This is a genomic window from Enterococcus sp. DIV1059_2 (genome assembly GCF_051713685.1).
Classification (GTDB): domain Bacteria; phylum Bacillota; class Bacilli; order Lactobacillales; family Enterococcaceae; genus Enterococcus_D; species Enterococcus_D casseliflavus.
Window position 1 is genome coordinate 2,915,358 of record NZ_JBIOQK010000001.1, and the last position, 17,558, is coordinate 2,932,915.

The 17,558-nt window shown below is 43.3% G+C and carries 17 protein-coding genes; 5 read left to right on the top strand and 12 right to left on the bottom strand.

Annotation, left to right across the window (positions count from 1 at the left end):
- Positions 1-7: 7 nt before the first annotated feature.
- The 7 genes from IGI72_RS13865 to zapA form a co-directional block, all read right to left on the bottom strand.
- Positions 8-688 carry a DUF2812 domain-containing protein gene (locus tag IGI72_RS13865; RefSeq protein WP_010749814.1) on the bottom strand — a complete coding sequence of 227 codons (681 nt, stop codon included), beginning with the start codon at positions 686-688 and terminating at the stop codon, positions 8-10.
- On the bottom strand, positions 675-1,001 hold the full coding sequence (locus tag IGI72_RS13870) for a PadR family transcriptional regulator (RefSeq protein ID WP_015510192.1): 327 nt from the start codon (positions 999-1,001) through the stop codon (positions 675-677). Before IGI72_RS13870 ends, IGI72_RS13865 begins: the two co-directional genes overlap by 14 nt.
- A 121-nt stretch (positions 1,002-1,122) precedes the next feature.
- On the bottom strand, positions 1,123-3,357 hold the full coding sequence (locus tag IGI72_RS13875) for a L,D-transpeptidase (RefSeq protein WP_438754598.1): 2,235 nt from the start codon (positions 3,355-3,357) through the stop codon (positions 1,123-1,125).
- Positions 3,358-3,536: 179 nt separating this feature from the next.
- A complete protein-coding gene (trxA, locus tag IGI72_RS13880; RefSeq protein WP_005228645.1) occupies positions 3,537-3,851 on the bottom strand; it encodes a thioredoxin in 315 nt (104 codons plus the stop codon).
- Positions 3,852-3,947: 96 nt separating this feature from the next.
- On the bottom strand, positions 3,948-6,311 hold the full coding sequence (locus IGI72_RS13885; RefSeq protein WP_438754600.1) for an endonuclease MutS2: 2,364 nt from the start codon (positions 6,309-6,311) through the stop codon (positions 3,948-3,950).
- 78 nt (positions 6,312-6,389) lie between these two features.
- Positions 6,390-6,944 (bottom strand): CvpA family protein, encoded by a 555-nt coding sequence (locus IGI72_RS13890; protein WP_005228642.1) that lies wholly within the window; start codon positions 6,942-6,944, stop codon positions 6,390-6,392.
- A gap of 23 nt (positions 6,945-6,967) precedes the next feature.
- Positions 6,968-7,408, bottom strand: a complete 441-nt coding sequence (gene zapA / locus IGI72_RS13895; protein WP_005228634.1) for a cell division protein ZapA — start codon at positions 7,406-7,408, stop codon at positions 6,968-6,970.
- A gap of 216 nt (positions 7,409-7,624) precedes the next feature.
- On the opposite strand from zapA, the gene rnhC reads away from it, so the two are divergent.
- Positions 7,625-8,551, top strand: coding sequence for a ribonuclease HIII (gene rnhC, locus IGI72_RS13900; protein ID WP_005228632.1), 927 nt, complete (start codon positions 7,625-7,627; stop codon positions 8,549-8,551).
- An 89-nt stretch (positions 8,552-8,640) separates the two neighbouring features.
- On the opposite strand, the gene IGI72_RS13905 is transcribed toward rnhC, so the two are convergent.
- The gene (locus IGI72_RS13905) at positions 8,641-9,621 is read right to left on the bottom strand and encodes an ROK family protein (RefSeq protein ID WP_438754602.1); all 981 of its coding nucleotides are present in this window, start codon (positions 9,619-9,621) and stop codon (positions 8,641-8,643) included.
- A 160-nt stretch (positions 9,622-9,781) separates the two neighbouring features.
- Here IGI72_RS13905 and IGI72_RS13910 point away from each other — a divergent pair, with 160 nt between their 5' ends.
- Genes IGI72_RS13910 through IGI72_RS13920 form a run of 3 tightly spaced genes read left to right on the top strand, consistent with a single transcriptional unit; the run spans position 9,782 to position 11,685 of the window.
- Positions 9,782-10,174 (top strand): VOC family protein, encoded by a 393-nt coding sequence (locus IGI72_RS13910; RefSeq protein WP_010749819.1) that lies wholly within the window; start codon positions 9,782-9,784, stop codon positions 10,172-10,174.
- 13 nt (positions 10,175-10,187) lie between these two features.
- Positions 10,188-10,829: a sugar O-acetyltransferase gene (locus IGI72_RS13915; RefSeq protein ID WP_015510197.1), complete on the top strand. Its 642-nt coding sequence runs from the start codon at positions 10,188-10,190 to the stop codon at positions 10,827-10,829.
- Positions 10,830-10,848: 19 nt separating this feature from the next.
- Positions 10,849-11,685, top strand: coding sequence for a histidinol-phosphatase HisJ family protein (locus IGI72_RS13920; protein ID WP_438754605.1), 837 nt, complete (start codon positions 10,849-10,851; stop codon positions 11,683-11,685).
- A gap of 118 nt (positions 11,686-11,803) precedes the next feature.
- Here the strand turns inward: IGI72_RS13920 and IGI72_RS13925 are convergent, their stop codons facing one another.
- The 4 genes from IGI72_RS13925 to IGI72_RS13940 form a co-directional block, all read right to left on the bottom strand.
- Positions 11,804-13,528, bottom strand: a complete 1,725-nt coding sequence (locus IGI72_RS13925) for an ABC transporter permease/substrate binding protein (RefSeq protein ID WP_005228611.1) — start codon at positions 13,526-13,528, stop codon at positions 11,804-11,806.
- Positions 13,521-14,735 carry a quaternary amine ABC transporter ATP-binding protein gene (locus IGI72_RS13930; protein WP_005228609.1) on the bottom strand — a complete coding sequence of 405 codons (1,215 nt, stop codon included), beginning with the start codon at positions 14,733-14,735 and terminating at the stop codon, positions 13,521-13,523. Before IGI72_RS13930 ends, IGI72_RS13925 begins: the two co-directional genes overlap by 8 nt.
- Before the next feature lie 135 nt (positions 14,736-14,870).
- Positions 14,871-15,524, bottom strand: a complete 654-nt coding sequence (locus IGI72_RS13935) for a GntR family transcriptional regulator (protein ID WP_005228608.1) — start codon at positions 15,522-15,524, stop codon at positions 14,871-14,873.
- 54 nt (positions 15,525-15,578) lie between these two features.
- Positions 15,579-16,772, bottom strand: coding sequence for an NAD(P)-dependent oxidoreductase (locus tag IGI72_RS13940; protein WP_034869144.1), 1,194 nt, complete (start codon positions 16,770-16,772; stop codon positions 15,579-15,581).
- Between the two features lie 94 nt (positions 16,773-16,866).
- Between IGI72_RS13940 and IGI72_RS13945 the strand changes: the two genes are divergently transcribed.
- Positions 16,867-17,490, top strand: coding sequence for a DapH/DapD/GlmU-related protein (locus IGI72_RS13945; protein WP_015510201.1), 624 nt, complete (start codon positions 16,867-16,869; stop codon positions 17,488-17,490).
- The last annotated feature ends 68 nt before the right edge of the window (positions 17,491-17,558 follow it).

Sequence of the window (17,558 nt, forward strand, 5' to 3'; positions counted from 1 at the left end):
TCCCTGTCTAATAAAATATATCACTAAAGAAAAAGCCGATAACGGCGCCAATGATCGCTCCGACAAACATCAAGATGACGGTATCGCGGATCACTCGTTGACGCTTCGCCAGTTTCTCTGGTTCATTGTAATAACTTGCTCGATTTTTATATAAGAATTTCATCAGGATCGTGGTCAATCCTACCCCAATCGGGATAAACACCAACCCCGTAATCAAACCTAGTCCAAAGGACCAAAATGGATTTGTGCGAATATTGAAATAACGGATCAGAAAATAAATTGCTGCTAATATCACTAAACTGATCACCGAAAGTAGAATCGATTTTTTCATTAAATACCGTGTTTCATTATCGATCCGTTCTTGATAGCTTTCTTGGTCACTGAAAATCGCTGGTGTGTCAGGAGACGCTTTAAAATAAAAATAGCGATCTTTATAATTGCTGATATAAGTCCAGCCTCCTGCTTGATACATCGCTAAGTAATCAACGATCTCAGAGGGCTCTCCTTCGAAAAAGTCTACTGCATATTTGGTCGTTTCTGGGTCTCCTTTGATAAACTTCAAAAACCCTAACCGATTCATCTTCACAAAGTGCCACCCTAACGACGCTTGTTTTTGCAGACGAACCATTTCCTTTTCTGGGTAATAGGCTACACCAAGTGAAAGAAGGTATTTCTTATTGATGCCCATCTTGCTCTCCCCCTAACGCTTCGAAAACCTGTTCTCCGATTTGATAAAATAATTTGCGCCGTTGAATATCTTTCTCCAGAACTTGTCTTCCTTCTGGTGTAATCTGATAGATTTTTTTTCGGTCAACGCTCTCCTCTAAATCGATCCACCCCTTTTTCGTCAGCTTCTTTAAAATCGTATACATCGTTGCGGGACCAATCTCAAACGTCCCTTGGCTCAGCTCATGGATCTGTTTCATGATGAGATACCCATGTTTCGGCTTTAAAAGCGCTAATAAAATCAAATAGGTTGAATCTGTCAATGCCTCATCCATTTGATTCCTCCGTCCCACTAGCTATATCACTTAATGATATATTATCGAATGATATAACCAGCGTCAATCTTTTTTTGAAAATTAAAAGCCGTCTCCACTAGGGGAAACGACTTTTTGAACATTAGTTAGCAATTTTGACAGGCGTATTATAAGGGATGTTATAGTAAAACCATTTGGCATCTGGGACTGCTAAACGAATGCAGCCATGAGAAGCCCGAGTGCCTAATTTTCGTCCTTCAACAGAACTAAAAGCATTAGTGGACCAAGCAATGCTCGTTGGGATCGTGTGGAATAAATAGACGCCGTGATCTTTAAAGGAACGGTAGTAAGCAGCTCCTGAAAAAGCTAAGCCTTTTTCTGCTTGGATACGGAAATTCCCTAAAGGTGTTGGTGTATTGAAGGCACCGGTCGAGCAAAGCATCGTATAAATCACTTTATTTCCTGATTTGATGTAGACCCGCTGTTTGCTGATAGATACTTCAATGTTTAAGTTTTTAACGTTTAATGAAGGATATTTCCCTCCTGTAGTATACATCCAAAAGTTGCTATTTACATTTGTGGTTTGATTTTCTTTGACCCAACCGATTCGACCAGCTGGCGAAACGAGATACAAGTAATTGCCATCACTCGTTTTTGCTAGTTTGGTCGCTTGTGCCATATAGCCTTTGTAGGCACTCTTTTTCCCAAGTTTCGCACTATTTGGATCGGCTTTTTCAAAGAAATTGCCATCCCCATTCTTGACGACCACGTAGCGGCTAATGTTGCTTTGAGAAGTGATCGTATGGGCATTGGTCACCCCACTTGCATTGATGTAGCCTAACCATTTGTTGTTGAGATAGAGGGAGTAGTAGGTGGAGCCATTGAAATGTTGATACTTCCCAGTAACTTGGATATTCTTGTTCATGTAATTCGCACTACTGCCTTTTTTCTTCGCAAAAGCTAAATCTTGCCATAAGGTATAATTCTTACTTTTTAGGCGGACTGTGCGTTTTTCACTTTGCCAAGTGCCCCCCTGATTGTTGGCAACCGTTGCTGCATTGGCATTTAAGTAGCCGATCCACTTGCCATTCGCATCATAAAGGGACAAGTAGACACCGCCATTGACATGGTTGTATCTTCCTTTGGCAAGATAGGTTTTTCCCGCTAATTTCGTGGTAGTGTTTTTCTTACTCGACCAGCGAAAATTGCCCCAAATCGTGTAATTTTTCTTGGTCAATGTCACATATTTCCCGTAGGACTGATAGGCGCCTTGCGCATCAGTCGTTAATTTGACACCCGAGGCATTGATATAGCCTAGCCATTTGTTGTTATTTGTATAAAGAGAATAGTATGTCGACCCATTCAAGTGGCGATATTTCCCAGTAACTTTGACTGTTTTTCCATTTAGAGAGGCTGTCGTTCCTTTTTTCGCTGTCCAATGAAAATTTTGCCATAGCGTATAATTTCCGCTGATGATCGTGGCATACTTTGATTCAGACTGCCATACACCCCCAGGTGATGTCGCTAACTTAACGCCGGTAGCTTTTATCCAACCGATGAGAACATTTTTATTTGAATACAATGCGTAATAGGCCACGTTATTATTCGTCGTGAATACTTCTTTGATTTCAAAAGTTTGACCAGTAATACTTGAAGAAGTGCTCGTTTTTTTATCTAAAAACACATCTTGCCAAAGCGGTTCTTTCGCACTTGTAACGGTTGCATATTTTTTCTCGGTTTTGAAGGTTCCGCTGGCAACTTTCACTGCTGCTTCTGCTACGACACCGACAACCTTTTGATCGTCACGAATTTCAAGATAGGTCCGCTTATCGACACCTTGATACCGTTTGACACTACGGTATACCTTGCCAGCTAATTCATTGATCGTTCCTTGCTCGATCAATTGATCCTTCTCTAAACGGTAAAGGATGTTTTGCGTTTCAGGATTGGCTGCTGCAACCGGATTGATTTTTACATATTGGTTTTTATCTGCAATTGATTCAACATCAATGATCCCTAGGTCTGGTTCTTCAGAAGATTCTTCTGTCGATTGAGTAGATGAATCTTGTGTGGTCTCGGTCTGACTGGTCTCAGTTGCAGCCGTGCTAGTACTTGACGTTGTTTCTGATGAAGAGGTAGACGTTGATGAAGACTCAGTTGCCGTGCTTGACTCTGTACTCTCTGTGCTTGCCTCTTGAGATGATGCTGCGCTCGCTTCTGAAAAACTTTCTGACGTCGTCTCTTGTGCAGTAACAGACGCTGCTGTCGGATCCCCTTCATTTGCTGCATAAACTTGTGTGATCGTTCCTGCGATGGGTGCGACCAATACCCCAACAATCGCAACGCCTTGAAGCAACCCACGTTTCAACTTTTTCATTTTTATTCCCCCTTTAATCCTATTTTGGTATCACTTTCTTACTATATTAACAAGATATTTTTTAGTGCCACTCCTCACTTTAAGTATACCACTGCCTAATAGAAAATTTGAAAAAAACGTCCCCAAAATAAAAAAAGCAATAGCCACTTTCGGCTATTGCTTCAAAAACGTTTCTTCTATTACATATGTTCCGCAACTAAAGCTTTCAATTGATCTTTTGTATGCACCCCAATTGCTTTATCAACGACTTGGCCGTCTTTTTTCAACAACAAAGTTGGAATAGACATGATCCCGAATGAAGCTGGTGTTTCAGGATTTTCATCCACATCCATTTTCACGATCTTCAATTCGTCTTCCTCATATTCATTCGCTAATTGTTCCAAGATCGGCGCTTGCATCCGACATGGACCACACCAAGTTGCCCAAAAATCAATAAGGACTAAGCCTTTATCGGTTTCTTCTGAAAAAGTTTTATCAGTAATTTCTTTTGCCATCGTACTTCCCCTCCATTTTTAAAACTAAAAAAAGTATACCACGTATCGGAAGTTTTTTAAAATCGTCTGCTTACAAAAGGTAAGGGTTCTTAAAGGTTAGTTAAACTTCACAATGGTCGCCCCATTGCCCCCTTGATTTGCTGGCGCAAATTCAAAACTTTTCACCGAGCGATGATTTTTCAAATAATCGGTAATCCCTTGACGCAGCGCACCGGTTCCTTTTCCGTGGACGATCGTCACTTGCGGATAGCCTGCCAAAATCGCTGCATCTAAATACTGATCCACTTCATTGAGGGCTTCTTCGTACCGCTTACCGCGTAAATCCAACTGATTGACCACTGGACTGCTGTCAGCAGAACGAATCGTACTGACGATACGCTGTGTAGGCTCCTTCACTGGCGCTGCTGGTTGGAGATCTGTTTCTGGCAAATTCATTTTCAAAATACCGATTTGGACTTGCCATTGATTTTTGCCTGCTTTTTTCAATAAGACCCCGCGCTGACCATAAGATGTTACAAGCACTTCGTCTCCTTCTTTCAGCGTCTTGGCTGCTTTGGCTTTTTGCAGAACCTTGTTTTTTTGCAGATGTTCTTCTTGTTGCAGTCCTGATAACTTGGTGCGCGCGTCGATCAGCTCGTGTTCTTTGACCTTCGTTTGACCGCCGGCTAACTGCATTTTACGAATATCGGCAATGATTTTTTCAGATTCTTCTTTGGCTTCTTCAACGATCTGATTGGCTTTTTGCCGAGCTTTCGCCAATTCTTTTTCACGTTCTTCAAAGAAATAACTATAGGCTGCTTCTAGCTCTTGGTGCAAGCGGGCCGCTTCTTTTACATGATGACGGACTTCAAGATACTCGGTTTCCGTCATTTTTCTTCGATTTTCTAAATCAGCGATCATTTCATTCAGATCTTGGCTTTCTCCATCCATGATCTCTTTGGCTTGATCAATGATCGTATCTGGCAAGCCAAGTCTTTTCGAAATCTCAAACGCATTGCTTCGTCCTGGAACCCCGATCAACAAGCGATAGGTCGGACTTAAGGTATCAACATCAAATTCCATAGAGGCATTGATCGTATTGGATCGGTTATAGCCATAAACCTTCAATTCAGGATAATGGGTCGTCGCCATGACATAAGCCGACTTAGCCCCAAGTTCGTCCAAAATCGCAATCGCTAGTGCCGCCCCTTCTTGAGGATCGGTTCCTGCGCCTAATTCATCAAAGAGAACTAAGCTTGTCTCGTCGACTTTTTTCAACACTTCAACGATCGTTGTCATATGAGAAGAAAAGGTCGATAGACTTTGCTCAATGGATTGTTCATCCCCAATGTCCGCAAAAATCTCATTGAAGACACCCATTTGGCTTTCTTCTTCTGCCAGAATTGGTAAACCAGCTTGGCCCATGATCTGCAATAGCCCTAATGTTTTTAAGGTGATGGTTTTCCCACCGGTATTCGGCCCAGTAATGACAACGGCTTGATAGTCTTTTCCAATCGTAATATCGTTAGGAACGACTTTTTCTTGATCGATCAATGGATGACGTGCTTGCTTAAAAAAGACATGGTTGTCTTGATTGATCGCTGGTACGATTGCCTTCATCTCTTTTCCAAAACGAGCCTTGGCATTCATGAAATCCATGATCCCGATCACATACGCATTATGGAGAATCTCTCTTTGATATGGGGCTAACTCTGCTGACAATTCTGCTAGAATACGTGTAATTTCATCCCGTTCCGCAATTTGATGCTGGCGCAAACGGTTATTTTGTTCCACTACTTGTTTCGGTTCGATAAACAAGGTTTGACCAGAGGAACTTTGGTCGTGGACTACCCCGCCGAAAACACCTCGGTACTCTTGTTTGACTGGAATCACATAACGCTCATTTCGCATGGTTACGATCGTATCACTTAGATACTTTGCATTGCCACCTCGGACGATGCCATCCAATGTCTCGCGAATCGTCCGTTCTGCTCGTCGGATCGATTGGCGAATTCCACGTAGTGCTGGAGAGGCATCATCTGTGACTCGGCCATCCTCATCGATAGCTTCTTTCAAGCGTCGATTCAAGGTTGGCAAAGACACCAACTGTTCTTCCCAGTGATACAAGCGGGAAAATTCAATCTCGCTTTCAGACAAATCAGCAAAAAAGCGTTTCAATTCCTGCGTAGTTGATAAGACACGGGCAACTTGTGCCAACTCAATGCCATTTAAATCGGCGCCAATTTCGATCCGTTTCATTTGGGGACGAATATTCTCAATCTTTGGTACAGGGATTCCGCCTCTTAAACGTTGGATCTTGATCGCGTCTTCTGTTTCTGCTAGCCAAGAGGAAATGACTTGCATATCACTTGATGGCGCAAGCTTTGCTAAGGCTTCTTTTCCTTGGGCTGTTACAATATACTGACCGATTTGACTCTTTACTTGTTCAAATCCTAAAACATCAAGGATCTTAGTATTCATTCTTTTCTCACCTGCTTTGTTTTAACTTTTTGTTCCTAAGAAAAAGGCAGAATGGCTCTGCAACCATCTGCCTGCTTTTTACCCAATCACATCTGTGATCCACAATCGATAGAAGTAATCTGAGAGAATCGGCGACCGATCAACGATGAAATTCGCAGTTCCGCTCGTTTCAAACAGATTTTGAATCGTGGCAAACGGGATCATTGAGAGAATCATGAAAAACATGTACAAATTGATATACATCAAGATAACATTCAAAACACCCGCAACTGCCCAGTCATAACCACCTAAAAAACGTAGGCGTTTGTAACGCAAACTGTCTGCAAAAATCACCACTAGTTTTGTGATCAGCCATCCAGCAAAGAGCACCATCACAAAAGCGATGGCTGCATAATAGGCTTTGTCTAAATCTAAAGCCAGTTCCATATCGTAGTATTTTAACTTTGAGTCCGCCGTTACTGACATATAAGGAACATAGAGCTCAATTTTCTTCGCAATTTCTTGGTAATTTGCTACTGCAAAGAAAAAAGAGATCAAATAGCCCAAAACTGAGACCAATTGTAAACTGGTTCCGCGCCGTGCGCCGCCGTAAAAGGCTGCCAACAACAAAACCAAGACAAATAATCCAATCATTTAGGTATCCTTTCTACGCCGCACTACCCATGGGCTGTCTTTTCTTGAATTTTTCGTTTCCTTTGTTCATTTAAGATCTGTTGTGCTTCCACATGATTATGGATCTCCACATCACTGCGACCTGTCTCATCGAGAACTTTCCGTGCTTCGGATTCAATCGCTTCGATCCGCTTAATGCGATTCTCAAGCTCCGTTGCTTTAATGGCTTGTCCTCGCAGCTCGTCCACCTTTTTTTGTAGGACCAAAAGCTGTTCTTGTTTTTTCAGCTGGTCGGAAACAGCGTTGATCGCTAATAAGATCGACGCTTGTTCTTGATCGGTTTGTGGCGATAATTGCATGATCTCAAGCAGTTGGTCATTGACCAATCTTGTCACCATATCCATGTGTTCTTTGCTTTCGCGTCCAATAATCGTGTAACTTTGATTCGCGATAACTGCTTTATAACGTTTCTTTTGCTCCGTCATAGGAATATTTCCTCCCATTGCTTACATTCTGCTCTATTCTATCACTTATTGAACATGTGTCGCAAACTCTTAACTATTATACGTGATTTTCTTATGAATTTCCATGCCAATCGTTTGTTTGCTGATCGTCTTAGTAAAAAAGAATAAGAAGTATGGTAAAATCTTAAAGTATCCTTTTGTCTACCTAAAAAAAGACAAAAAATCAGGAGGAATCAAATGAGTACGATCGTTATCAAAGTACCAACTTCAACTATCCAAAAGATGCAGCAATTTTACCAACGAGATTTGCTAGCTAAGAAAGTTCCTTATACAGTGTTTGTCGCCAAAAAAGGGCCAACGACGATCACTGCTTATACGTCAGGAAAAGTCATGTTCCAAGGAGCGACTGCTGAAAAAGAAGCTTCCTTATGGGGCGATACGGCAAGTGCTGTACCAGATAAGAAAAAAGCGACTGTTTCATCCACTGCGTTGCCAGCAGGATTTAGCGAAAAAAGCGTCGTCGGCAGTGACGAGGTCGGTAATGGCAGTTATTTCGGTCCTTTGGTGGTCTGTGCCGTCTATGCAAAAAAAGAGCAATTACCACAGCTGAAAGCTTTAGGAGTCAAGGACTCAAAAATGCTGACAGATCCAGAGATCCGTAAGATGGCGCCGAAAATCAAAGAATTGGTTCCTTACCAATTGCTCACCGTCACGCCCAGCAAATACAACGAGATCCAACCAAAATACAACACAGTCCGAATGAAAGTTGCTTTGCATAATCAAGCCATTCGTTTGCTTTTGCAAAAGATTGCTCCTGAGACACCAGATGCCATTTTGATCGATCAGTTCACGAGCGAAAAAAATTATCGCACCTATTTAAAGTCGGAACAAGTAGCGGTCACTGAAAAGCTCTATTTTGCGACGAAAGGTGAACAATATCATTTAGCAGTAGCGGCAGCCTCTATTTTATGTCGTACAGTCTTTTTGGATGAATTAGATGCAGCCTCTAAAGAAGTCGGTTTGCGCTTGCCTTCTGGCGCCCACGCAGCTGCTGATCAAGTTGCAGCAAAATTACTGCAGCAAGGTGGCATAGCACTATTAGGCCAATATGCCAAACTGCATTTTGCGAATACCGAAAAAGCACAGAAACTCGCCAAGCTGTGAGTTCTCGTATTTTCAAAAAAACTGCTGCTACTTCTGAATAAAGGAAGTAGCGGCAGTTTTTGTCCTCAGTACCAGTTGAATGCTGGGAATCAAAGCCCTAATCCAGCTGCTTCGATTCCCATCGTGATCAACCCAGCCAAATAATTTTCTGAAAACTGATCGGAAAAGTGTAATTTTGGCAAGACGCCATATTGAAACACTGCTGCCAGCTGCTTTTCCAAAAAGGAGCGCGACACGAGCGCCTGCCATTCAGAGGGCAAAAACAAAATGATTTGATGCGGGTCCGTCACTGCCACGATCGCTTGAAGAGTGGCAGTCACTTGTTCTGGGATCGCCTCTGTTGCCAAAGGGTAAGAAGCCGTGTAGAGATGCGGCAAATGCTTGATTTCGCCACTTAAATGGTTGGCTCCTTTAAAGAGCTGTTGGTCGATGACCAGTCCCGCACCTGGCGGATAATTTTTCGGAAAATAAATGCCAGCCACGATTTTTTTCTCTTCTTTGAAATGAAATACCGCAGCATTCACGTCATTCTCAATAAGCGTTTTTACAGCGATCTCCTTTTCAATCAATTCCCCTAGCGCCATGTCCTTAAATGCTGGAGCATCCATGATCTTCAGTCTTCCAGCAATTTCCACACCAGGAATTCCCACGACTGCCAAGCTGATTTTCGGGTATTCCTGTTTTATCTGACGAATCACTTGCAAGAACTGCGGCAATCGGCCCTCTGCTGACTGCTCATGATGCAAAATGTTCCCGACGAGATCGACGACTGAAAAACGAATCACGATCTGCTGGTCTTCTTCGATAAACTGAATGATCAACAACAGTGTCCGTTGCGCATTGTACTGGTAAGCCGCAGCTTGACGTCCTCCCGTTCGTTGCGGTTGATCCGTCGTCAAAAGCAACTGCTTTTCAATCAATTCAGGAAGCAGCTTGTTGATCGTTACCACGCTTAATTGAGAGGCATCTGCCAGTTGGCGCTTGGTCATAGGCGCTTGCTGCTGTTTTAGCAAATCCAGCAATACTGCCTGATTATGTAATTTAATGGTCGTTGGCTGATAAGCTTTCATTTTTCTCCCCCTCAACGCTCCTATTTTAACAGATAAAAAGCTGGGAATATACCTTTATTAATTTTGTTAACAAAGGTATAATAGAAGCAACTTATTAAACAAAGTTTACTAAGTTCAAAAAAAAAACGATCTGTGTTGCTTATTAAAGGAGTTGTCGATAATGAAAATTGAACACATCGCACTATATGTCAATGATTTGGAAAAAATGAGGACATTTTATGAAACCTACTTTCAGGCGGTCAGCAACACAAAATACCATAATCCGAAAACAGGCTTTCAGTCCTATTTTTTGACCTTTGATTCTGGAAGTCGGTTAGAATTAACGACCAAGAAATTTTTAAGCCCTCGTATCAGCGAAAGCTTAGGCTACACTCACCTTGCGATTGCAGTTGGTGATCAAGCTGACGTCGATCGATACGCTCAACGGTTTGTTGAAGATGGCTACCCTCTTTTAAATGGTCCTCGTACAACAGGCGATGGCTATTATGAAGCAGTTGTCCAAGACCCCGAAGGCAATTTGATTGAATTAACCACCGACGATTTACCGTCTTAGAAAGGATTTTGCAATGAAAGAAGACTTTGATTATCAAGCGATGTTGGCTGGTCAATTGTATCAAGCTGCTGGCATTCTCCCTGAGAATGGTTCAGCGGAGGGAAAAAAACGTGCCCAGGAAATCAACCATTTACCAGTCAATGACCGAGAACGAATCATCGCCAAAGAAAAAGCACTCTTTGGCAAATTTGGGCAGCATTGCTTTGTCCAACCACCCCTTTATGTTGATTATGGTCGCCATGTTGAGATTGGTGATCACTTTTATGCCAATATGGATTGCATTTTTTTAGATGTCAATAAGATTCTGATTGGTGATCATGTGATGGTGGGACCACGGGTCAGCTTCTATACCGCCGGTCATCCAATCGATTCTGTGGTCCGCAGTCAAGATTTGGAATTTGGCCTACCGATCACCGTCGAAGATTACGTTTGGATCGGGGGCAATAGTACGATTTTACCAGGTGTCACGATCGGCAAACATGCCATCGTCGCTGCTGGTTCCGTCGTCACAAAAGATGTGCCGCCGAATACGATCGTCGGCGGCAATCCAGCCCGTGTGATCCGTGAGATTCAGCCGGCTGACAAAGAACATTGGGAAACTGTCGCCCAGCTCTATCATCAAAAACGAGCAGACTGGCAGAAGCAGCAAAAATAACGAAACAAAAGGAGACGCCATGATTTTTACAGACTATCACGTCCATAGTGATTACAGCGATGATTCTTGGTATTTGATGGAAGATGTAGTCAAAGACGCCATTAAACTAGGCTTAGCAGAAATCTGCTTTACCGATCATGTGGATTATGGAGTCAAAGAAGACTGGCAAGCGACGGATACGTACCTCGTCGGGGCCAATAAAGTTGTAAAAAATGTCTACTACGACTTGTATTTTAACGAACTGGCACGCTTAAAGGAAACATACAGTGACCAAATCAAGCTAAAAACTGGGCTGGAATTTGGGATACAAATGCACACGATCCCACAATTTACCCGTCTTTATCATTCGCATCCCTTTGACTTCATTTTACTTTCCGTTCATCAGGTAGACGATCAAGAATTTTGGACTGGAGAATTTCAAAAAGGACGCAGCCAACAGGAATGCTACGAGCGCTATTATGATGAAATGTATCAGCTAGTCACGACATATAAAGAGTATTCCGTCTTAGCCCATATGGATTTGATTCGTCGTTATGTAGATAAAGAGAAGGACGCTTTTGAACAAACGAAAGAACAAATCGCAGAGATCTTGAAAGTCGTGATCAAAAATGGCAAAGGCATTGAACTGAATACCTCTTCCCACCGTTACGGAATCAACGGGTATACGCCATCGATCGAGATCCTCAAGCTTTATCGTGACTTGGGGGGAAGCGTGATAACCATCGGCAGCGACAGTCATAAACCAGAGCAGCTCGGGTTTCAAATCAAAGAGGGACAAGATCTTTTACGGTCATTAGGATTTACTAAGCTCTGTACGTTTGAACAGATGCAGCCGATTTTTCATCGTTTTGCTTAACCTGCACAAAAGCTCGATCTTTTGCAAAAATCATCCTCTCGTCTTTCGTTATGAACCTAAGTATTTTTAATAACAAAAAGAACGACCGCTTCAATCTGCGGTCGTTCTTTTTTAGAAATCAGTTCGTCCAAGCAGCAACTTCTTCTGGGTGATTGGCTACCCAATCTTTGGCTGCATCTTCGGCTGACGTTCCGTCATTGATTGCTAACATGACTTCTTCCATGTCTTCTTGTGTCCAGTTGAAACGATCAAGTACTTCGTAGACTTCTGGCATGTCATCTGCTAATCCTTGGCGTACAACAGTGTTGATGCTTTCTGCTTCACCCATTGTTCCTTCTGGATCATCCAGATATTTCAGATCATATTTCGCAAACATCCAATGTGGAGACCAGCCAGTAATAACGATCTCATCTTGGTTCTTGATGGCTTGGCCTAATGCCACTGTCATCGCTCCTGAAGAAGAGGTAGCGACATTCCAATCGGAAAGGTTGTCATACGTTGCAACTGTATTTTCCGCTGCATTTACAACACCAGCGCCTGGTTCGATACCAGTGATGGTTTTTCCAGCTTCGTCAGAAAGGTCTGCGATGGAATCTACATCCATATAACTTGGTACAACGATCCCCAGTTTTGCCCCCTCTAAGTTAGGACCTAAGTTTTCAACTTGGTCTTGGTACTGTTCATACTGGGATTGATGCGTAGATGGCAGCCAAGCAGCAACCATCCCGTCAACTTCCCCTTTTGCCACCGATTCCCACATGATGGCATTATCCAAAGGCGTCGTATTGACTTCGTAGCCCATTTGCGACAAAACTTCTGCCACCACATGGGTAGATGCAACTTCCGTATCCCATTCGACATACGCCAAGTTCACCGTGCCTTTGCTGTCAGAAACATTTCCAAAGGCAAACGATGCTCCAATCAAAGCAACGACTGCCGCTGCAGCAATCCCGCCAAAAAGACGTTTTTGTTTGCGACTTGTCTTGCTGGCTGCTTTTTGATGTGCCGAACGATTCAAATTCTGGGTAAAGCGATCCATGATGATCGCCAAAATAACTAAGGATACCCCACTGACAAATCCGTTACCGACTTGTGCTCGTTGCAAGGCGGACAAGACGCCGCGCCCTAACCCAGGAGCACCGATCATTGACGCGATCACGACCATTGATAATGCCAGCATCGTGGTTTGGTTGACCCCAGCCAAAATAGTGCTTTTGGCTAGTGGCAATTCTAATTTGATCAGTTTTTGCCAGCCAGTCCCACCGAAGGAATCAGAGGCTTCCACCAATTCACGAGAAATTTGGCGAATCCCTAAGTTCGTCATCCGAACGGTTGGTGGTAGAGCAAAGATCACTGAGGCGAAGACCCCTGGAACCATCCCGATCCCAAAGAAAGCAACCGCAGGAATCAAATAAACGAAACCAGGCATCGTTTGCATAAAGTCTAAGATCGGCGTCACGATACTTTGCGCTTTTTCGCTTTTCGCCATTAAGATTCCTAGTGGAATCCCAATGATGATCGAAACCAAACTCGACAATAAGACCAACGTGACGGTGTTCATCAAGTCTGTCCATAACCCTTGGTTATAGATGAACAGCAACCCGACAAAAGTAAAAGCTGGCAAGCCGAATTTTTTGCGTGAAACGAAAAAGGCAGCAGCTGTCAATAAGACGATCATTAATAACGGTGGTACAAACAGTAATACATTTGTAATAGCGTCCATGATAAATTGTCCGAAAGACTGTAAGGCTGAAAACAATCCACTGAAAGTTCCTGTTAGCCAATCAGTAAAGTTTTCGACCCAATCAGCCACCGGAATCGTATGTTGTAAGAAATTATCCATTTGTCACTACCCCTTCCTCTGCTTGAGCGGCTGAATCAGTCTCAGCCAATGCTTCAATCACACTTCCGCGGATCACGACTCCGATCAAACGATCGTTTTCTACCACAGCTAAAGGTGTAGGCGAATCATAGATCAAATTGAAGATATCCGTTACCAGCATATCTTTATCGATCTTTTTAACATTTTTATCAATAACTTCCTTCAAGGTCAGATTATTTTTCCGTGCCTCACGAGCAGACTCGGCTGTCAGGCTTCCTTTTAGGTGACGACGTTTGTCGACGGCTAACAGCATGCTGACTTCTTCTTTCCGCATCCGGTTCAATGCTACGCTTGGTCCATCGATCTCGATGTTCGTCGTCAATGCTGGGACCATGATGTTTTGCGCAGTCAAGACTTTGGAACGATCGACATCTTCCACGAAATCACGCACGTATTGGTTGGCAGGATTCGTCAAAATATCTTCTCCTGTACCGATCTGCATGATCTGACCATCTTTCATTAAAGCGATCCGGTCACCGATCCGCAAGGCCTCGTTCAAATCATGGGTGATAAAGATAATCGTTTTTTGAACATTGGCTTGCAATTCTAAAAGTTCATCTTGCATTTCACGGCGAATCAGCGGATCTAACGCTGAAAAGGCCTCATCCATCAAGAGGATCTCTGGATCATTGGCTAACGCACGGGCAAGTCCCACACGCTGTTGCATCCCTCCAGACAGCTGGTCAGGGTATTGGTCTTTAAAAGAAAGCAATCCTGAGTTTTCTAACGCTTTTTCCGCTTTCGCTGTTCGTTCTTCTTTCGAGACCCCACGGACTTCTAGTCCGTATTCTGTGTTCTCTAAAATTGTCCGATGAGGGAAAAGGCCAAAGCTTTGGAAAACCATGTTGATTTTGTGACGGCGAACTTCTCGTAGTTCCTCTTTACTCATTTTGGCAACATCCACGCCATCTATGTAAATATCTCCGCCAGACGGCTCGATCAATCGATTCAATAGTCGAATCAATGTTGACTTCCCGCTTCCAGAAAGGCCCATGATGACGAAAATCTCGCCTTCGTTGACTTCAAAGTTCACATCATAGACCCCAACGGTGGCACCCGTTTTTTCTAAAATCTCGTTTTTGCTGCGTTGTTCTTTGACCATGGCTAGAGCTTGCTGCTTTTTCTTACCGAAGATTTTGGTTAAGTGTTCCACTTTAACTTTACTCAAATGATTAATACTCCTTTTTCTGAAAAATTTCACGAAAGTGACCATACTATCTTAACAAGATGTGGTCACTTTGTCAAAAAAAATTTCCCAATGCTTTTTCTTTTGCAAAAAAAGCATGGGAATCAGGAAAAAGAATTACGCTGAATGGTCCGTTGGATAGAAGAAATTGGTCATGCGCTGCAACGCCAATTCATTCCCGACAAAATAAATCGTATTGCCTGCACTGAATTTCGCATAAGGTCCCGGTGACAACAACAATTCTTCGGTTGTTTGGATCGCGATGATCGTCGCCCCTGTTGCCTGCCAAACATTCAATTCGTTGATACTTTTTTCCAAATGCTGCGCCTGTTCCGTCAGCTGAAGCTCAAAGGGCACAAACGGACTCATGTGGTGTACCTTTTTGGTTTGCTGCACTAGCGTGTTCAACAAGTCAGAAAAATTATCCAGCTCTTGCTGCTGCCGCTCCACACTGTCTAAAATATCTTGTCTAATTTCTTGGATCGACTGCACATCTTGGTATTGTTCCACAAAGGCCTGTGCTTTTTCCTTTGAAGCAATATAGGCGCCGCTGCCATGACGGACGTCCATGATTTCTAAATCAACTAATACATTGATCGCTTTGCGGGCTGTTTCAGGAGAGACATTGAAATTGCTGGCTAATGTTGAGCGTGCATGGATCTTTTGCCCAACTTGGTAGCGATTTTCAACGATTCGTTCCGCGATCGCTACGGCAATCTGCTGATAACGAGGCAAAGCGACCTTCTTTTTATCTTGAAACTTATTCGTCATGATGAACTTCCTTTACTTTTTTTTCATCATAACAAGAAACATTGTTGGTGGCAACTATTCACTGGTTCGCGAATTTTTGATCAAGCGGGCACGAATGATCGCTGTTTCTTGCTGTATCTGCTGCTGTAGATCTTGCAGCAGTGTTTCATTTGTCTCATCAAGATCAATCAAAGTATAGGCAACTCCGGCTTTTCTCTCACTCGCCAAATTATCGATATCCACGCCTGCTTCAGAAATGATCCGCAATAATGGGGCAAAAGCACCAGGCTTGTCGTGATAAAACAGCGCTAAGCGATACGGTGCCAAAAAAGGCAACTCTGCATGGGGGAAATTGACCGATTCTTGAATCGTCCCAGCGCGTAAATAGGCATGCATGCGATCAAAAACTACGTGGTCCCCCTTTTCCAAGGCATTGGTAGTACTGCCGCCGATATGCGGATAACACAACACTTTCGGTTGTCCGATCAAGCCCGCACTAGGAAAATCAGTGATGTATTGTTTGAGCTGATTTTTGGCTAATGCTTCTAAGACGGCTGCTTCTTCCACGATTTCCCCGCGACCAAAATTCATCAACACTGCATTTTTTTTCATCTGCTGAATCGTTTGTCGATTCAGCATGCCTTTGGTCTCTTGACTTAAAGGGAGCAAGACCACCACAAAATCTGATTCGGTCAACAGCATTTGCAGGTCACTGACTTGCTCGTAATCGTGTGCTGCTTTCTTCGTTCGGGCATAGCCCAAAACCTCCATCCCTAGCTGATGACAGGCTTTTGCCACCCGTTCACCGATCTCTCCTAACCCTAAAATACCGATGGTTTTTCCAGCTAATTCTTCGCCAATCACTTCTTTTCGCCGTTCTTCAGCTACCTTCAACACCTCTTCTGCTTCAATTTGACCGGACGTTAGTTCTTCTTGTAAATCGGCTACCGTCTGGATCGCTTTGAATAAGGGGCGAACGCTGAGAAATAAATTGGATAGCACCAACTCTTTGACTGCATTGGCATTGACACCAGGACTATTGAAAACTACTGTGCCATTTTGAGTACACCGTGCCAAATCGATCGTATTGGTGCCTGTTCCTGAGCGAGCGATCACAGCTAATTCTGGAGTGATCAATTCGTTAGGAACCGTTGAACTGCGCACAAACAGCGCCTCTGGGGCCGCTTGATTTTTTAACGAGTATCCTTTTTTGATTGCTCGCTTAGCTATCGTTTCGGTCATCTTATCTAACTGATAAATCGTCTCCATAAAGCAGACCTCCTTTTGTCTTTAGTGCGTATTAGTCAAATAGTACAAAAAAGTGCGGTAAAATGATAGCAATACGCAAGAGAGGATGATTTCTATGCACCTATCGATCACAAATTTTCCAGATGAACAGCCGATCGTTGGCAAAGACTCGCAGCTTCAAGACACAACTTTAGGAGACTATGTCGAAATTGGCGAAGCCAATCACATTGATCATTCTTCCATCGGCAATTATACCTATACGGGGCAATATTGCTTTATTCAGAACAGCCAATTAGGACGTTTTATCAGTATCGCAGCGATGGTCCGCATCGGCCCTACCAATCATCCCTATGAACGCCCTAGTCAGCATCTTTTTGCCTATAATGGCGAAGGCTATGGATTTGCGCCAAAGGACGAGTCCTTCTTAGAAAAACGCAAAGCAAAAACGACCGTCATTGGCAATGATGTCTGGATCGGCCACGGTGCCGTGATCCAATCTGGTTTGACCGTCGGTGATGGTGCCGTGATCGCCTCAAACGCAGTCGTAACCAAAGATGTGCCGCCTTATGCGATCGTCGGCGGGGTTCCAGCAAAAGTGATCAAATACCGCTTTGATCCAGAAACGATCACTGCTTTGCAAGAAATCGCTTGGTGGAATTGGAATCGTGCAGAATTAAAAGCACGCTATTTAGACTTTCGCCTCCCAATCGAAGATTTTGTAGCAAAATACACCCGTTGATTATGCACTTTTTCCGCTTAGTACGAGGAATGAATGATAACACATCACAGTCATTCATTCTTCGAAAG

Excerpts from the sequence above, each read along its gene's own strand:
- IGI72_RS13870 (WP_015510192.1), bottom strand. The coding sequence starts at position 1,001 with ATGGATGAGGCATTGACAGATTCAACCTATTTGATTTTATTAGCGCTT.
- trxA (WP_005228645.1), bottom strand. The coding sequence starts at position 3,851 with ATGGCAAAAGAAATTACTGATAAAACTTTTTCAGAAGAAACCGATAAA.
- IGI72_RS13865 (WP_010749814.1), bottom strand. The coding sequence starts at position 688 with ATGGGCATCAATAAGAAATACCTTCTTTCACTTGGTGTAGCCTATTAC.
- IGI72_RS13935 (WP_005228608.1), bottom strand. The coding sequence starts at position 15,524 with ATGACGAATAAGTTTCAAGATAAAAAGAAGGTCGCTTTGCCTCGTTAT.
- IGI72_RS13875 (WP_438754598.1), bottom strand. The coding sequence starts at position 3,357 with ATGAAAAAGTTGAAACGTGGGTTGCTTCAAGGCGTTGCGATTGTTGGG.
- IGI72_RS13885 (WP_438754600.1), bottom strand. The coding sequence starts at position 6,311 with ATGAATACTAAGATCCTTGATGTTTTAGGATTTGAACAAGTAAAGAGT.
- rnhC (WP_005228632.1), top strand. The coding sequence starts at position 7,625 with ATGAGTACGATCGTTATCAAAGTACCAACTTCAACTATCCAAAAGATG.
- IGI72_RS13890 (WP_005228642.1), bottom strand. The coding sequence starts at position 6,944 with ATGATTGGATTATTTGTCTTGGTTTTGTTGTTGGCAGCCTTTTACGGC.
- IGI72_RS13920 (WP_438754605.1), top strand. The coding sequence starts at position 10,849 with ATGATTTTTACAGACTATCACGTCCATAGTGATTACAGCGATGATTCT.
- IGI72_RS13910 (WP_010749819.1), top strand. The coding sequence starts at position 9,782 with ATGAAAATTGAACACATCGCACTATATGTCAATGATTTGGAAAAAATG.
- IGI72_RS13945 (WP_015510201.1), top strand. The coding sequence starts at position 16,867 with ATGCACCTATCGATCACAAATTTTCCAGATGAACAGCCGATCGTTGGC.
- IGI72_RS13905 (WP_438754602.1), bottom strand. The coding sequence starts at position 9,621 with ATGAAAGCTTATCAGCCAACGACCATTAAATTACATAATCAGGCAGTA.
- IGI72_RS13925 (WP_005228611.1), bottom strand. The coding sequence starts at position 13,528 with ATGGATAATTTCTTACAACATACGATTCCGGTGGCTGATTGGGTCGAA.
- IGI72_RS13915 (WP_015510197.1), top strand. The coding sequence starts at position 10,188 with ATGAAAGAAGACTTTGATTATCAAGCGATGTTGGCTGGTCAATTGTAT.
- IGI72_RS13940 (WP_034869144.1), bottom strand. The coding sequence starts at position 16,772 with ATGGAGACGATTTATCAGTTAGATAAGATGACCGAAACGATAGCTAAG.
- zapA (WP_005228634.1), bottom strand. The coding sequence starts at position 7,408 with ATGACGGAGCAAAAGAAACGTTATAAAGCAGTTATCGCGAATCAAAGT.